The following is a 17780-nucleotide window of genomic DNA, read 5'->3' on the forward strand; positions in this document are numbered from 1 at the left end:
TATTTGACACCGTTTGGCCAGATTTAGCCATTTTTAGCCCATTTAGATGGCTATCAATTGAATTGAGGACACGCCCTAATACAAGTAAACCAAAAACAAAAAAGCGAGAGATTAGAATATCTCTAATCTCTCGCTTTTGCAGTACTGCTATTAACGCGTGCGCGCTAGCAGACCATAAATCCAGCCGCCTATTTTATAAAGCCCAATCACCAGTAAAATCAGCACCAGCGCCGCCAGCACATAAGCCAACCAATTCGGCACGCTGCTCAGCCAACCAATGGTAAAGGCCATCCCCATGTAGGTTTCTACCGGCCAATTGACGATAGGCGTCGGTGAGCCTGAGTTAAACATCGCCATAAAAACGATGATACCAATGATGGCAGCAATCACGCCGGCACGGTTACGGTTATTCATGCTTTCTCCTACTCTTACACATATATTTGGTTTTTTAATGACTTGCTCAGTAACATACCCTGAAACGACAGCATCACCTTAGTTGGTTTTGTTGTACTTTTTATGGTGACGGTAGGCGCGGTCAAAATCTCTTTGCGCCGACCCTTTAAATCAGTAACACTAATGGTCATAATAGTATCAATCACCGTATGCAGCGTTTAGTGCTTTGTATACGCCCGTTTTTATGCCGTTTTATTGATTTGACTTTATTATTTAGGAGAGATATTTTGACACACGTATCATCATCCCAAGCGCCTGCCCGCTCTGTGGCCGGCATCGGTCGCCTATTGCCTACGGCCGTGACAAAGACTGCGCCAAAAGCCTTGCTTGCTATGGCAGTCGGCTTGGTACTTGCCAGCTGTAGTAGCTCTGACAATGCAGCAGCGGATGGCAGTGCTGACGCAAGCAATGAGACGCTTAATCTGTATAACTGGTCAGAGTATATGCCTCAAGAGATTCTCGATGGCTTTGAAGAAGAGACCGGTATCGCCGTCAATTACACCACTTTTGACTCCAACGAAGCGATGTACGCCAAGCTCAAGCTACTCGATGACTCTAGCCAATACGACTTGGCGATTCCATCGACGTACTATGTCGAAAAAATGGCCAAAGAAGGATTGTTGCAAGAGCTCGATAAATCAAAATTAAGCAACTTTAACAACCTTGATACATCATTTACCAATACCAAGGTCGATCCAGACAATAAGTACTCGATTCCTTATATGTGGGGCAGTACAGGTCTTGCCATCAATGGTGATAGCGTCGACCCTGCAACGGTCAATAGTTGGAATGATCTGTGGGACCCGAAATACAAAGGTCAAGTGATGCTGACCAATGACGTGCGCGAAGTCTTTGGTATGGCACTACTAACCCTCGGCTACTCAGGCAACAGCAGCAATCCTGAGGAAATAAAAGCCGCTTATGACAAGCTCACCACGTTGATGCCAAATGTCAAAACCTTTAACTCAGATGCCACGCGTATGCCCTATATCGAAGGGGAGACGACGCTTGGTATGACGTGGAATGGCGAAGCGGTCATGGCCAATGATGAAGGCTTGACCAGCTTGGTTTATAAATATCCATCTGAGGGTGCGATACTGTGGATGGATAACTTTGTCATTCCCAAAAATGCCAAGCAAGTGGATGCCGCGCATAAGTTTATCGACTACCTGCTTCGCCCCGAAAACGCCAAAATCGTCAGTGAAGAGATTGGCTATGCGTCACCAAACATAGCCGCGCGTGAGCTGATGGATGAAAGCATTCGCAACAATCCGGCGATTTACCCTTCTAAAGACGTACTGGCAAAAGCAGAATTCCAAGAAGATGTGGGTGATGAAGCATTGCAAGTGTATCAGCAGTATTGGGATAAGCTAAAAACAGGCCGTTAATAGCCATGACGTAATCGCTTAATCCTAGTAGTTCAAAAATAAAAACGCTGATCTAAGATCAGCGTTTTTTATATTATAAATGCAAATCCGTCTCACCGCCTTTGTCCTCGATGCGGCGTTGCTCACGGCGCTGATAGCGAAGACCTGAGGCTGCAAACCACTGCGGTTTAGTCGTTTGTAACAAGTCGCTCAACTGTTGCAACTGAGTCTGTAAGGTTTGGGTCAACCAAAAGTATCCCTGCCACTCAAACGCTAAACGCTGTACGCTTGGATACTCTGAGACGGCAATACGCGTAATGGGACGAAACACTTCATCACTGGGACTACGTAGCACCGCAGCCATATGCTGCATCGCTTGCGTCAACTCATGCTGATAATGAACCAATAAAACATGGTTCTCCTCATCGATTTCAATATTTGCCAAGCGCGGCGCTGCACTGAGCAGCAAATCAATCGTCCCGATAATATTACGGTGGGTGCGCTGGATGGTCTCCAGCGTCTCTTTTTCGATCCCCGACTCACTTGCGGTCGCAGCGATATGTGGACGCACAGCCAGTAGGCGCTTATTGATCTGTTGTAATGTGGTGACCAACGCTCTATCAACAGGTATTTCTTCAACTGAAAAAGCCACTGGATTTGATTTATGGGTCGTGTTGCCCGCCGCTCCGTCCGCTGCATCAATATGATGGCCAACGCTTGCATATAAGCTGCTACAAGCATCAAGATTGCTACTCAATAGAAATCGCCACATCAGCGTTGATTTTAGCGGCAAAATGAGTGTGACTGCGACCGCCACCCCTGTCCCTAGCAAGATATTGAGCGCACGGTAAATGCCGTCTTGACCAATACTACTATTGCCTAGATCGGAGACAATCATTAACATCGTAATACCCGTCAGCAGCCCTGTGTAGCCAAGCTTACGAACGGCCAGATAGCCAATAATGCCGCTTAATATACCGATAAGTGCATAATCGATCCATAGCCATGCCCCTACATTTTGATTGAACCACAACACCCCTAATGCTGTGCCAATACCTAGTAGCGTGCCCAACACACGCTCTTTGGCTTTGGTATAGATAGCGCCTTGATACTGTAACAATCCTAAAATAATAAAAACCGTAATGGTGGTCCACTCACCATGCGGCAGGTTTGTGACTTTATTGACTAATAGCGCCAGTATGACAGCCACTCCCAGACGACAAGCATGTAACACATCTGCACGTTGATAACGAATATAAGGCTCGATGAATGGAGCAGTAACACGCTGGTAAAAGGTTGATTTCACGCCAGGCTACTCTTTTTAGTAAATAAACGAGTTTTAGTGGATAAATGAGGTAAACGATAAAGCATATAGGGTACGCACAAACATGCTAGCAGTCGAGCTTTTATTTACCAAGCATCACTCAAAAAAAACGCCTTTTGTCTGATAAAAGACAAAAGACGTTTACATTACAAACCACTAATAAATCGTGGAATCTAAATCGAGGTAATTACACTTCTAAAAAGTCTAAGATACCTTCCGCCGCTTCACGGCCTTCCCAAATAGCCGTGACAACTAAGTCCGAGCCGCGCACCATATCGCCACCTGCAAAGATTTTGGGATTGCTGGTTTGAAATTTAAATGTCTGCTGCTCGAGCGCTAGCACGCGGCCCGAGCTATCCATACTCACTTGCTGACTCTCAAACCAGTCGGCAGGGCTAGGACGAAAACCAAAGGCCATAATCACCGCATCACACTCAATGATCTCTTCTGAATTTGGAATCGGCTCAGGACGACGACGGCCACGATTGTCTGGCGCGCCCAGTTGTGTGGTGACGACCTTGACGCCATTGACCTTACCATTTAGGCCGATGATTTCGGTCGGCTGACGGTTGAACAAAAACTCCACTCCTTCCTCGCGCGCATTGACCACCTCGCGGCGTGAGCCTGGCATGTTTTCTTCATCACGGCGATAGGCACAGACGACTTGCTCAGCGCCTTGGCGAATGCTGGTACGGTTGCAGTCCATCGCCGTATCGCCACCGCCCAGTACCACGACTCTTTTGCCTTTAAAGTCGATGTACTCTTCAGCATCTTTTTCCCAATCATTGCAGCGATTGACGTTGGCAATCAGATAATCTAGAGCGTCATAAACGCCGTCGAGCTCTTCGCCTACAAAGCCGCCGCGCATATAGGTATAAGTGCCCATTCCCATAAACACCGCGTCGTACTCGCTCAACAGCTCATCGATAGTGACGTCTGTACCGATTTCGGTCTCGAGGCGAAACTCAATACCCATGCCTTCAAAAATCACGCGGCGATTGCGCATGACGTCTTTTTCCATCTTAAACTCTGGGATACCAAAGGTTAGTAGGCCGCCAATCTCAGGACGCTTGTCAAAAACCACAGGCTTGACGCCATTTCTTACCAAGATATCAGCGCAGCCAAGACCTGCCGGCCCAGCCCCAATGATGGCAACTTTTTTGTCTGTCCAAACCACATCCGACATATCAGGTCGCCAGCCTAAGGCAAAAGCGGTATCGTTGATATATTTTTCAACATTACCGATGGTCACCGCGCCAAAACCATCGTTTAGCGTACAAGCGCCTTCGCACAAGCGGTCTTGAGGGCAAACGCGGCCGCATACTTCAGGCAAAGTATTGGTACGATGACACAGCTCTGCTGCCTGAAAGATTTGGCCTTCGGTGGCTAGCTTTAGCCAATTAGGAATGTAGTTATGTACTGGGCATTTCCACTCACAATAAGGGTTGCCGCACTCAAGACAACGATGGGCTTGCTGCGCCACCGCCTCGCTCTCAAACGGCTTATAAATCTCAACAAACTCTGTCGAGCGGGTGGCTATGTCTTTTTTGGCAGGATCAAACCGTGGTACATCTAAAAACTGAAAACTATTTTTTAAGCGTTTTGCCATGATAACTGTCTCTTCTCTAGGTGGCTTTTATCGTGGGTGGGGAGCCGCTGCGACACACTGTCAGTCCATCTGATATATGTCACTGCGGGCACCGACCTGCGAAAAAACCAATGTATTAAAACGTCTCTTATACCCTATACCCGACTACTGTGGATCAGCCATGGTGGTTTTTAGGAGACTGGCAATATTCGCCGCTTTGGGCTTGACCAAGTAAAATTTGCGCACATAGTGCTCAAAGTCAGCCAATATCGTCTGGCCCCAAGCGCTGCCTGTTTTATCTACGTGGTTTTCTATCACTTGCTGCAAATAAATGCGGTGCTCTTCGGTTTGCTCGCTGGAGATACGGTTTAAATCAATCAGCTCGTGATTGCAGCGATCAAAAAAGTCGCCATCCATGTCGAGCACGTAAGCAAAGCCACCGGTCATCCCTGCGCCAAAATTCAGCCCTGTCCGTCCAAGGATGGTCACCACGCCGCCGGTCATATATTCACAGCAGTGATCGCCTGTGCCCTCTATCACCGCGTGCGCCCCTGAGTTACGTACGCCAAAGCGCTCGCCTGCGGTGCCTGCCGCATATAACTTACCGCCTGTCGCACCATAAAGGCAAGTATTACCGATAATGGCGGTCTCTTGGGTACTAAAACTGGCACCCTTTGGCGGATAGATAACGATCTCGCCACCAGCCATACCTTTACCGACATAGTCATTGGCATCGCCTTCTAGCTCGATATTTAGGCCGCCTGCATTCCACACACCCAAGCTCTGCCCTGCTGTGCCCGTTAGATGCAGCTTGATTGGCATATCACTCATACCAAGATTGCCCCAGACTTGAGCGATCTCACCGGAGATACGCGCGCCGATTGAGCGATCGCAGTTGCCGATTGCATAGCTATAATCACCGCCTGTACCTTGACGAATATTAAGCAGCATATCACTGACCATCTGCTCAGCGAGCAAGCCCTTATCAAATGGCTCATTACGCTCTACCTGACACGTTTGCGCGTTGCCAACGCTGGCTGGATGACTAAACAAGAGTGGCGTTAAGTCGAGGTGACGCTGCTTTGCAGTATTGCCTTCTAACACCTCGAGCAAGTCAGTACGTCCGACCAGCTCTTCCATACTACGTACGCCAAGGGCGGCAAGCCATTCACGTGTTTCCGTCGCCACAAACTTAAAGAAGTTAATGAGCATCTCCGCTTCACCGATGAAGTGCTCGTCACGCAACTTGGCTTTTTGGGTAGCAACGCCTGTCGGGCAGTTGTTTAGATGGCAGATACGCAAGTATTTACAGCCCACCGCAATCATCGGCGTGGTACCAAAACCAAAGCTTTCTGCACCAAGGATAGCGGCTTTTACCACATCAAGGCCTGTCTTGAGTCCGCCGTCCGTTTGTACCCGCACTTTATCGCGCAGGCCATTGACGCGTAGCGACTGATGCGTCTCTGCCAAGCCCAGCTCCCACGGTGAGCCTGCATGATGGATAGAAGACAGTGGTGACGCTGCCGTACCGCCATCATAGCCTGAGATGGTGATTAAGTCGGCATAGGCCTTGGCCACGCCTGTCGCGATGGTGCCAACGCCTGGACGTGAGACCAGCTTCACCGAGACCAAGGCATCGGGATTGACTTGTTTTAAGTCAAAAATCAGCTGCGCCAAGTCTTCGATAGAATAAATATCATGATGCGGCGGCGGTGAGATGAGTGTCACCCCTGGTACAGAGTAACGCAGGCGCGCGATCAGCGCATTGACCTTACCACCTGGCAGCTGTCCACCCTCCCCTGGTTTTGCACCCTGAGCGACCTTGATCTGCATGACTTCTGCTGAGCGCAAGTACGCAGGCGTGACACCAAAACGACCAGAAGCCACTTGTTTGATTTTTGAATTGCGCAGCGTGCCATAGCGTACCGGATCTTCGCCGCCCTCTCCTGAGTTTGAGCGGCCACCGATGGTATTCATCGCCATGGCGATCGCTTCATGTGCTTCTGGTGATAGAGCGCCAAGCGACATGCCCGCCGAATCAAAGCGTGTCAAGATAGCCGAGATGTCTTCGACCTCATTCACGTCAATTGAGTTATCTGTCTTTAGTTGCAACAAGTCCCGCAAGGTTGCTACAGGGCGACTATTAACCAAGTCGGCATAATGACGATAATTGTCATAATCGCCTGTCCGTACAGCGGTGTGCAGGCTATTAATCACATCAGGATTAAAGGCGTGATACTCTTTGTTAAAGACAAACTTGAGCAAACCACCTTGATCAAGGGGCGCACGGCGCTTAAAGGCGTTGGCCGCGAGTATGGCCTGATCTGCTGCCAGATCGGCAAAGGTGGCGCCTTTGATACGGCTTTGCACACCTTTAAAGCATAGGTTTACCACTTCTTCTGAGAGACCAACCGCTTCAAATAGTTGTGCACCGCGATAAGAAACGATGGTTGAGATACCCATTTTTGATAAGATTTTTAGCAAACCTTTATCCAAGCCTTTACGGAAATTGACGCGGGCTTGAATTGGGTCACCAAGCAACTCACCAGTCGCAACCAAGTCATCGATGACATCATAAGCCAAATATGGATAGACGCAGGTGGCGCCAAAGCCAATTAATACCGCCACCTGATGCGAGTCACGCGCCAGCCCCGTCTCGATGATGAGATTGGCATCGGTGCGGATACCTTGGGCGATCAGATAATGATGCACTGCCCCTGTCACCATGATGGCATTGGCAGGGACTTTGTCGGCGACGATGTTTTTGTCAGACAATACAATCAGCGTATGGCCGGCGCGAATACTGCTTGCCACTTGCTCACAGATAGCAGTGATGGCTTCTGACAGCTCAAGGGTGCGATCATAATTTAAATCAATACGCGCCATCTGAAACGCTGAGTCGTCTAAGCGCTCAAGCTGCTGCATTTTGCTGGCTGACAATACCGGTGAGGATAAAATAATACGGTGTGCATCGCGCGCAGATGGTGCAAACACATTGGTTTCAGCGCCGAGACACGTCTGTAGTGACATCACGATTGACTCACGTAATGGGTCAATCGGTGGGTTGGTCACCTGCGCGAACTGCTGACGAAAAAAATCGCCGACATGACGAATTTGCTGCGACAGCACTGCCATTGGTGTGTCATCGCCCATCGAGCCCACTGGCTCTTGACCATTTTCGGCATTAGGACGGATGATTTCGGTGCGTTCTTCATTGGTGATGTGATACATCTTTTGTAGGGCCTTGAGCGGCTCGCCGCGGCAGGCCTGCGCCGCCAGCTGCTCTTCTAGGCGCTCGTCATCACGGATACGAGTCGCTTCTTCGCGTAGCCATTTGCGATACGGGTGCGCTTTTTTTAGTAAGGTCGCTATGGCTTTGGTATCTAAGATCTGGCCAGTCATGGTATCGATGACCAGCATTTGACCGGGACCGACGCGGCCTTTTGCCAGTACATCTTTTGGTGCATAATCCCAAACACCCACCTCAGAGGCGACCGTAATGTAGCCATTCTTCGTCGTCACCCAGCGCGATGGGCGCAAGCCATTGCGATCAAGCATGCACACCGCATAGCGCCCGTCTTGAATCACCAGACCCGCTGGCCCATCCCATGCCTCCATATGCTGCGAATAAAACTCATAAAACGCGCGCAAATCCATGTCCATGCTATCGACATTTTGCCAAGCAGGTGGCACAAGTATCGACATGGCATGAAACAGGCTCATGCCACCAGACATCAGCACCTCAAGCATATTATCCAAACTTGAAGAATCCGAGCCTGTACGATTGACCAGTGGCGTTAGCTCATTTAGGTTGGGCAGTTTGTCCGATTTGAGTTTTGGGGTTCGTGCCTCCGACCAGTTACGGTTGCCCGTGATGGTATTTAGCTCACCATTGTGCGCCAGATAGCGAAACGGCTGCGCAAGCGGCCAGCGCGGTAAGGTATTGGTAGAAAAACGCTGGTGGAATACCACAATATGTGAGGCCAGGCGCTCATCTTGCAGATCCAAAAAGAACGCTGGCAAGTCAGACGGCATCACCAACCCTTTATAGATAATCGTCTGAGCGCTCAACGAGCACACATAAAACAACTCATCGTCTGCCAAACGTTGCTCGGCTTTTTTGCGCGCGACAAACAGCTTACGATTAAAATCATCTGCTGATAAATCATCAGGCGCATTGACAAACACTTGCTTAAAATCAGGCAATGTCTCACGGCCTATGTCACCGACAATCGTCAAATCAAGTGGCACATTACGCCAGCCCGCCACATCCAAACCTTGTGCAGTAATCTCTTCAGAGAGTATTTGCTGGCTGTATTTTGCTTTAGCAGCGTCGAGATTGACAAAGACCATGCCCACCGCAAAGTTATCAGTAATATCAAACTGCAGCTCGGCGGCAATTTTTTGAAAAAACTTGGTCGGCGTTGCCAACAATAGACCACAGCCGTCACCCGTCTTACCATCAGCAGCAACACCGCCACGGTGCGTCATACAGCTTAAGCTATGAATGGCTGTTTTTACCAAATCATGGCTGGCCTCACCCTCAATGTGAGCGATCAAACCAAAACCACAGTTATCAGAGAAATCATCTGGCGTGGCCAAATGCGTATGGGAGGAAATCATTGACATGGCTAGTCCTTTTAAGTGAACGGGTCGCTTATCATCCAATGCGGAGCATAAACGGCTATCCGTAGGCAGAACGGGCTAATAATTAATATCCGTATATCCGAATTAATAATTGATGTGACATTCTTATTCATCATACTCTGAGAATCAGGTTAGCACCTTGACCCTCCTAGTCATTAATGATGTCTGAACAGATAATTAATGTATGAATAGACAGTAAGTAATAGATCTTGGCAATCAGATAAAAATCGTTTTATCTGCCAGTTACTCAGTTCTCAATCACATGCTATTGTTAACTGGAGTATCGCTTGTCACCGTGTATTACCGAACGCTATGATTATATTGGCTAGGTAGTGTAACGGTGCGATGATTTATATTGAATATTTGACGCTCTGTATTTAAGCGCTTTATTCACTCTAACAAGAGCGACCGTAAGGAAGGCTGCGCCATTTATTAGCGTATAAATGCAAATAAAAATGGCGGCGCTTGGGACAACAAACAGTAGCAAAGCGTCTTGTAAATTTGATGCAAGCACTCACCGAATGCTCAATAAATAGTTATTTACGATAACTATACAGAACGTCGCCCACCGTTATATTAGTTAATGATTGGCAAAAAATCTAGTCTTTTCTATCTATTCATCACCCATATTTTGTAAGAGAACGTATTACTAATGGTTATACAACGACGAAAAATAGCAGATAAAAACGCATATAAAGGCAGGTTTCAGCCATCATTTAAGCCATGGTTCATGCAACTAAGATAGTAGAAAATCAAAGCAAAAGCGGTTACTGGAGAAAATAACAACTGTCACTTGATACACAAAACACCTGCCAAAAAAAACCCACCAGCATCTTTGCTAATGGGCTTTATTACTATCGCTACGGCTATGACTCTGATCAAATCATCAGACGCAACTTAATTGCTTTTTTCTTCAATCAGCTCTTTAATACTGTCGCCGTTATTTTTGGTCGCATTGTCAGTTTTTGTAGCATTGTCATTTTTGGCAGCGTTGTTGTTTTTAGCTACACCTTGGTTGGTGCTTTTATTGCTGGCGTTATTGACACCGCTATTTGCCGCATTGTTTGCGCTCGCATTTGCCCCACTGCTACTACTTGGTGGCTTCGGCGTTGGCACGACTGGTAGCTTCTTATTGCTACTATCACCGCCTGCCGCTACCGGTTTTTGATTGTCCGCAGGTTTGTTACTCGACTCTTCGTTGCCTGCGGTCACAGACGACTGCTCTTCACCGCCTATGATACGCTCCTCAGTGACAGATAAGGTCTCAGAGGTGTCGATAGACTGGCGAATACTGGTCTCACTGCTACTCGGTGCACGCCGTGTTTCATCGACGTCGTTGCTGTCATCGGCAGGTTGACGCACTGGTACTTCGCGCTTGGTCGGGCGCAAATCAACCGCGCGCGTTCGCCTATTGCTCAAATCTTTTATGGGATCGGGGCGCTCATAATTATCGATGATACCGATATAGCGATTGATTTCTTCTGGCAACACGCGGACATCAGCCGGTAATTTAAAGTCCACCAGTTTTGAGGCGCCAACCGCTTCTTGCGGACTGCTCATCAGCCCATAAGTTAGCATATAACGCGCTTGGTTTTCGTCATCTAAATAGCGAAAATACGCAAACTTTTTGCGATCATCACGGCTTTCTAGATAGCTGACGATGACGTCGTTTTCGGCGACATTCATCACCTGCACTGTCCATTTGCCCTTGTTTGCTAGCAAATAGCGCTTGTCTTTGAACTCATCAGGATAGCTGCGCAAATCGCGAATGGTCGCATCAAAGCTGAGCGGCTGCACATCCGTATCCAGCTCATGCAAGGATTCTATGGTGAGCGGCTGCTCAAGCTCAGCACTAAGCGGCTGCGGCGTGTTTATCGGTGCGTTTTCGATTTTGGCACCCATCGCTGGGGTCTGACTAAACATCCAAACCAAAGCGGTAACCACGCCAAGTAGCAACGTCGCTACCAGCCAAATCAATGCTTGGCGGCGATATGCTTGGCTTGCGCTACGCGTCGTCGATCTTGGTGCTGCCATGAGAGTATCCTTGGTGAAAATAGGGTTAAGAATGCAACATGAAGACTCGTTGAAATAAATGCCAGCGGTCACGTTAGGCGCTAAACGCACATTGTCTTCACCAAACGCTTATGATTGTAAAATCAGTATCTTACGTACTGTGTGCGGCCAGCACGTCGGTTAATAGCGTGGCATCAAAGTCATTGGTCAATACCGCCTCACCCAGTGATTTTAACAAAATCAGGCGGATTTGTCCGTGTTTCACTTTTTTATCATGGCCCATCAGATCAAGCGCAGTGTCCACCGCGATCGCAGGCGGATAGATGGGCAGGTTTGCCAAGGTCAACACATGCTTAACACGCGCCACCTCCTCATTACTTAGCCAGCCCATTTTTTGCGAAAGCTCGGCGGCCTGTACCATACCTGCCGCCACAGCCTCGCCGTGTAGCCAGTTGCCGTAGCCTTGATGCGTCTCGATCACATGACCAAAAGTATGGCCAAAGTTAAGCAAGGCACGCACACCTGACTCGCGCTCGTCTTGGGCCACGATATCGGCTTTATATTGACAGCAGCGTTTTACTGCCTCACCAAGCACGGCTAAATCCAGCGCCATCATGGCAGGCAGATTGCTCTCCAGCCACTGCAAAAAACCGACATCCATGATAAGGGCGTACTTGATGACCTCTGCCAGCCCTGCTGAGAGCTCACGAGCGGGCAAGGTTTTGAGTGTACTCATATCAGCCAATACCATTTGCGGTTGCCAAAAAGCACCAATCATGTTTTTGCCTTGTGCATGATTGATGCCTGTTTTGCCGCCGACACTAGAGTCTACTTGTGACAGCAATGTCGTTGGTATCTGGATAAAATTCACGCCGCGCATAAAACTTGCCGCCGCAAAGCCTGTCATATCGCCAATGACGCCGCCACCTAAGGCGATGAGCGTCACGTCACGGTTGAAATGGGCATCCATCAATGCATCATAAATCTGATTGATACTGTCTTGGTTTTTATACTGCTCACCATCTGGCAGCACGCAGACTCTCACAGCAAAACGCGCGGCCAGCGCTTGTTCAAATGCAGATAGGTATAAAGGCGCAACCGTCTCATTGGTGACGATTAAAACCTGACGGCCCGTGATATAAGGCGCCACTTGCTGCGCCATACTGCCATTTTTGCCCGCGTCTTCAGTGATAATAATGGGATAATCATGGCTTTGTGTCTGAACGGTTAAACCCTCAAAAAACTGTGGCGTGGCCATGAAGTACTCCTTAAATAGTGGTCATAAGCGATGAGCAGCTGACTGTCCGTCATCTATACAGTATCTATACAGTTAGCTTCGGTTATTGGGGGCGGTAATGGCAGACATATCAAACGATGCCAGCTGCTGCAAAAGTTGATTGACCATATAACGCGGATAAGTATGGCCAGTTGGCATGATGATATGCGCCACTTGACGATATAGCGGATCACGGATGCTGTAGAGATCCTGCAATATCTGCTTGGGGTTGGGCTGCTGTAGCAATGGTCGCGACTTGTCTTTTGCCGTACGCGCCATTTGCACATCAACGGGGGCATTGAGATAGACGACGATGCCACGCTGGTGCAAAAATGCGCGATTTTCGGTAACGGGGGCATTGAGATAGACGACGATGCCACGCTGGTGCAAAAATGCGCGATTTTCGGCAGACATGACCGCACCGCCACCAGTTGCCAATACAATTTGCGGTTTTTGGGTCAACTCATCGATGGCGCGTGTCTCACGCTCGCGAAAGCCTGCTTCACCTTCTTTGACAAAGATCCACGCAATATCGGCACCTGTTTGCGACTCGATATACCAGTCACTATCCAAAAACTCACGTCCTAGCTGCTTAGCCAGCAGTTTACCGATTGTCGTTTTCCCTGCTCCCATCGGCCCCACTAAAAACACCGACGGCAATTCCTCCACCATAGTACTTACTCAGCTAAATTAGCTATGATACAACGTCATTGATATTCTGGCTAGTAACGAGCCGCGATAATTGTCCGCAAAATCTCATCCATCTTTCGGCTGACTCATAAAAAAAGCAAGCACTCAGGCTCGCTTTTTTAAAGTAGGTCAATCTGTGATTAATTCAAGCGGCTGGTACCATCATTGATGAGTTTTGGTGTGACAAAGATTAATAGTTCTTCTTTGGCATTACTACGCACATCTTTGCGGAAGGCGCGGCCAATATACGGCAAATCCCCTAAGAAAGGCACTTTATCCACGCCGTTACTGGTACGGTTTTTGAACACGCCACCTAAGACCACGGTCTGGCCATCTTCGATGATAACGTTGGTTGAGATTGAGTCTTCAGCGATGGCGACCTGATTGTTGATGATGGTCGGTGTGCCATTGGTGATTAGGAGTTGTAGGCCAATTTTACCATCCGGGGTGATGTTTGGAGTGGCCTCCAAGCTCAGCGCCGCTTCTTTAAAGCTGGTGGTGGTCGCGCCACTGGCTGAGGCCTCTTGATACGGAATCTGAGTCCCAGATGACACCTTTGCGGTTTGTTTATCCGCGGTCAAAATCTTCGGCGTCGAGATGACTTCACCGCGATTGTCCGCTTGCAGCGCTGATAGCTCAAGGTCGAGCATCACATCTGACATACTGAGCAAACCAAAGGCAATACTACCCGCTGGGTTGGCCACACCCAAATCGACGTTTAGGTTATCAGGGCGCGTGATGTCATAAGAGGGATACGAGACCGTCTGGCCGTTGACAGTGGTGGTTTCTACATCAAATTCTTTTAAATCCCACAATGTCTGGTTACTGCCACCCACCAATAAGTTACGGTTATTGGCCGCACCATTTGACAAGATACCCCAACGAACACCGATCTCTTTACTAAAGCTGTCGGTCGCACTGACAATACGCGCCTCGATCATCACCTGACGCACCGGAATATCGATTTTGCTGATCAGTTTATGAATGTTTTCAATGCTGTCTGCCACATCTTTGACAATCAAGGTATTGGTACGCTCATCCACAGTGACGGTGCCGCGATTTGACAACAAAGAGTTATTGTCGTCGACACGGTTTGAGCTACCACCAGAAGAGCCGCTGCCTTGAGAAATCAATGTCAGAACATCTTGCGCTTTAGCATAGCTTAAGCGGATGTATTCTGTACGTAACGGTGCAAAAGATTCAACCGCTTGCTGCGCTTCAAGCTCACGTGCTTCTTGCTCTGCAAGCTCTGTCGCCGGCGCGACCAAAATCACATTGCCGTTTTCACGTTTGCCCAGATTTTTACTCTTTAAAATAATATCAAGCGCTTGATCCCAAGGCACGTTGATTAGGCGCAACGTGATGTTACCTGCAACCGAATCACTTGCCACGATATTCATCTCGGTAAACTGCGCCAAAATATCTAAGACGCTGCGGATCTCGACATCTTGGAATTCCATAGACAGTGGCTCACCGCTATAGACCCTTTCTTCGAGCGTCGGCTCACGCAGTAGCTCAGGCTTACTGATGCTGATATTTAGCTGATTGCCTGACTGGTACGCTTGATACTCATAGTCGTCGTTCATATTGATGGTGATGACACCATTTTGACCTTGGTTTTTGGTATCAATACTACTAACCAAACCGCTATTGATATTTAGACGACGCAGCAAGTTTCTAGGCACCGTACTGCCTGTCAAACGGACGACCAGCTTATTGCCTTGACGTTGTACATCTACTGGAATGGCTTCATTGGCCAAAGCGATACTGATATTACCACCACCATCGCTACCTGCAGCAAAATTGACGGCGGTTAGGCCTTCATAGCTATATTGCTTACTCACTTGTGAGGCGGCAAGCTGTGGATCCAATAGCGGATTGACCCGAACCACCATCGTATCTGCGGGCACTTGATTTTTGACCACCGTAGTATTAGTGCTATTGACGGCCGCAACAGGAGCGCTACTGGTTTCTACAATGGGGGTGACAACTGCTGTGGTTGTCATGCCACTACTGTTATTCAGCACATCTTGCACAGGATCATTGGTGATTACTTGATTAACGACGGGCTGATTAACCACGGGGCGGCTAGGGTCAGTGATGGTCAGCAGCAAATCATTACCATCGACCGCTGTGGTATAGTTGCCTGCTTGCTTGAGACCCACAATGAGACGCGTGGTGCTGTCGCTGCTTAGTGTCGTGACATCATTGACCATGCCGATGTTGTATTCGTTAAATCGGCTAGCCAGCCCATTTTGCACTTGTTCAAAATCTAGTACCAAACGGCTTGGATCATCTAGCTGATAGGCTGCAGGCAATACTGGCGCACCGGCAAAGCTCAAGCGCATTTGCGTCACAGCTGGCGCAGTTTGTACCACAGAGACGTTATTGATACGCTGGGCAGCTTGGGCATGGTTACTCACTGCTACCATACTGACTGCCAATGCTGAAACGGCAAAAGCAGAAGATACGCGGTTACTCATCGTCATTACCTTGTTGTTGCGTACTGTCATTATTTATTCCTCAAAAAATCTGCCGACTTAGCTTATAGGAGAGACCAGCGACTGGGGTTTTTCGATAAACCCTGCGCGGCTGTCTGGCACAATTTCAATCAAGTTAATCTGGGTCGGCGTGATTTCAACAATACGGCCGTCATTCAATCCAAGATAATCACCTACTTTCACACTCGCAACTGAGCCATCAGGACGTTGTACCAACGCATATCGCTGACCTTCAGGCGAAACAACGACACCGCGAAAGACCAGCTGTGATAGCTCGTACTGCTCAAGCGGCCCTTTGACTCTGGTAATATCAGGGCGTACACCATCGATAGGCGTCGTCGGCCCTTGTACATTGACCAAACTTGGGGGCAAAAACGGACTGCGCTGCGTGCTTGCGCTGTATACAAAATCTTCTACCAGCTCCGCCTTAGGTGGGGGCTCAATCGGCTGCGCTGGCTGGTTGCGTATGTCATTCATCGACTGCTGTGCCATCCCTATGCGATCGCTACAGCCCGTCATCGACAACACAACCATACTTAACGCCAGTAACGTGGGCAGTTTATTTATCATCATTGACTGTCTCCTGCAGCAGCGGCATCACCTTCAGGATTTGCTTCTTTTGAACGATAGGTTTTGGTTTGTAGTACCAGATTTAGCTCTGGCAATACATCCAAGCTCGGCTGCGGGTTACTCACCTCAAAATCATGCATCGTGATGATACGAGGTAGAGCAGCCAGTCCACTGATAAAGCTGCCAAACTGATGATACTCACCCAATGCGGCAATACGTATCGGCTGCTCAATAAAAAACTCGTTTTCAACTTCAGGCTCAACCGAGATATCCTGAAAACGAATATTACTGCCCACACCAGTCATGTTGATGCCCTCTACCAGCTCTGACACCCGTGTGTCTTTTGGTAGTTGATCAAGTAACGAGTTAAACTCAGCTTCCATCTGCACCACTTGCGCTTTATACGCTTCTAAGTGACGGGCGCGTGATTCTTTTTCACGATAACTATCGAGCAAGGTTTGCTGCTGGCTTTCGGCGGCATTGATTTCATCGATTTTGCTACTGATCGGCAGCGCCCATGATAAGGCGGCGATAAAAACAATGATAAGCCCTATCACCGTTACCTTGACGGGCAATGGCCAGCTACCATAGTTTTCGGAGTCTAACGACTCAAAACTGCGACGAAACTCTTGTAAGTCAAACTGCTTTTTTGGCTTTAGGTCTGCTTTTTTGATTTTGATTAGGCTTTTTTTGCGGCTCAGTTTCATAACGCACCTCCAAGCCCATCACCCTCGTCAGGTGTGGCCGTCTCTGACTGCACCCTTGTGGTTACCACAAACTGTACATAGCTGTCTTCTGGATAAACAGGGCGCGTCTGCTCACCTGTATTGATGGTGTTATTGAGCGCAGGCGCTGCCTGATAAGCACTGATGTTTTGTTGAATATTGCTGACAGCAGAGTTACCCATCCATTTACTACTATCGAGATTACGAATCAGATTGGACACCACATTTGGGTTATCTGCCAGGCCGGTCAAAGTGATGACATCTCCTTCGCGCTTGAGATTATTGAGATAAAGTGCCGACGGCATTGCTTTAGCCAAATCGTCCCATAGACGTACAGGAACAGGGCGGCGACCTTGCAAGTCTTGAATCACTTGCATGCGTGAGATAATCTCTTCACGGCGCTGCTCTAAGCTATCGATTTCGCTCAACACGGTGTCTAAGCGCGCGTTTTCTTGTTCAATCAAAGCATTGGCATCGAGCTGCTCTTCAAGCTCATTGTTAAAATAGCTCCACGTAGCAAATGCAGCCAACAACGTTAGTAGTGTCACAGCTACCACAAGCGTGATAAACTCTTTATTGCGGCGTTCGCGCGCTCTTCGGCGCGCCAGGGTAAGAGGTTAATACGA

Annotated in this window: 12 protein-coding genes; 1 reads left to right on the forward strand and 11 read right to left on the reverse strand. The window is 48.5% G+C overall.

Features of this window, described 5'->3' with window-relative positions:
* Positions 1-150 precede the first annotated feature (150 nt).
* On the reverse strand, positions 151-414 hold the full coding sequence (locus NK638_RS04495) for a hypothetical protein (protein ID WP_075100341.1): 264 nt from the start codon (positions 412-414) through the stop codon (positions 151-153).
* A 266-nt stretch (positions 415-680) separates the two neighbouring features.
* On the opposite strand from NK638_RS04495, the gene NK638_RS04500 reads away from it, so the two are divergent.
* Positions 681-1841 (forward strand): ABC transporter substrate-binding protein, encoded by a 1161-nt coding sequence (locus tag NK638_RS04500; protein ID WP_274632105.1) that lies wholly within the window; start codon positions 681-683, stop codon positions 1839-1841.
* A 73-nt stretch (positions 1842-1914) separates the two neighbouring features.
* On the opposite strand, the gene NK638_RS04505 is transcribed toward NK638_RS04500, so the two are convergent.
* The 10 genes from NK638_RS04505 to NK638_RS04550 all read right to left on the reverse strand — a co-directional run bounded on the left by NK638_RS04505 (position 1915) and on the right by NK638_RS04550 (position 17711).
* Entirely contained in the window at positions 1915-3126 is a 1212-nt protein-coding gene (locus NK638_RS04505; protein WP_274632106.1) for an FUSC family protein, read from the reverse strand.
* Between the two features lie 205 nt (positions 3127-3331).
* Positions 3332-4753: an FAD-dependent oxidoreductase gene (locus NK638_RS04510; RefSeq protein ID WP_274632107.1), complete on the reverse strand. Its 1422-nt coding sequence runs from the start codon at positions 4751-4753 to the stop codon at positions 3332-3334.
* 144 nt (positions 4754-4897) lie between these two features.
* Positions 4898-9361 (reverse strand): glutamate synthase large subunit, encoded by a 4464-nt coding sequence (gene gltB / locus NK638_RS04515; protein WP_274632108.1) that lies wholly within the window; start codon positions 9359-9361, stop codon positions 4898-4900.
* Between the two features lie 915 nt (positions 9362-10276).
* Positions 10277-11413, reverse strand: coding sequence for a hypothetical protein (locus NK638_RS04520; protein ID WP_274632109.1), 1137 nt, complete (start codon positions 11411-11413; stop codon positions 10277-10279).
* A 130-nt stretch (positions 11414-11543) separates the two neighbouring features.
* Positions 11544-12650 (reverse strand): 3-dehydroquinate synthase, encoded by a 1107-nt coding sequence (aroB, locus tag NK638_RS04525; RefSeq protein ID WP_274632110.1) that lies wholly within the window; start codon positions 12648-12650, stop codon positions 11544-11546.
* 72 nt (positions 12651-12722) lie between these two features.
* Complete coding sequence (locus tag NK638_RS04530; RefSeq protein ID WP_274632111.1) at positions 12723-13340, reverse strand: shikimate kinase; 618 nt, start codon at positions 13338-13340, stop codon at positions 12723-12725.
* A 158-nt stretch (positions 13341-13498) separates the two neighbouring features.
* Entirely contained in the window at positions 13499-15871 is a 2373-nt protein-coding gene (pilQ, locus tag NK638_RS04535; RefSeq protein WP_274632112.1) for a type IV pilus secretin PilQ family protein, read from the reverse strand.
* 27 nt (positions 15872-15898) lie between these two features.
* A complete protein-coding gene (locus NK638_RS04540) occupies positions 15899-16432 on the reverse strand; it encodes a pilus assembly protein PilP (RefSeq protein ID WP_105244181.1) in 534 nt (177 codons plus the stop codon).
* Positions 16429-17136 carry a type 4a pilus biogenesis protein PilO gene (locus NK638_RS04545; protein WP_274632113.1) on the reverse strand — a complete coding sequence of 236 codons (708 nt, stop codon included), beginning with the start codon at positions 17134-17136 and terminating at the stop codon, positions 16429-16431. The genes NK638_RS04540 and NK638_RS04545 overlap by 4 nt, the downstream gene beginning before the upstream one ends.
* Complete coding sequence (locus NK638_RS04550; RefSeq protein ID WP_274632114.1) at positions 17133-17711, reverse strand: PilN domain-containing protein; 579 nt, start codon at positions 17709-17711, stop codon at positions 17133-17135. Before NK638_RS04550 ends, NK638_RS04545 begins: the two co-directional genes overlap by 4 nt.
* Positions 17712-17780 lie beyond the last annotated feature (69 nt).

This window comes from Psychrobacter sp. A3 (assembly GCF_028823565.1).
GTDB classification, from domain to species: domain Bacteria; phylum Pseudomonadota; class Gammaproteobacteria; order Pseudomonadales; family Moraxellaceae; genus Psychrobacter; species Psychrobacter celer.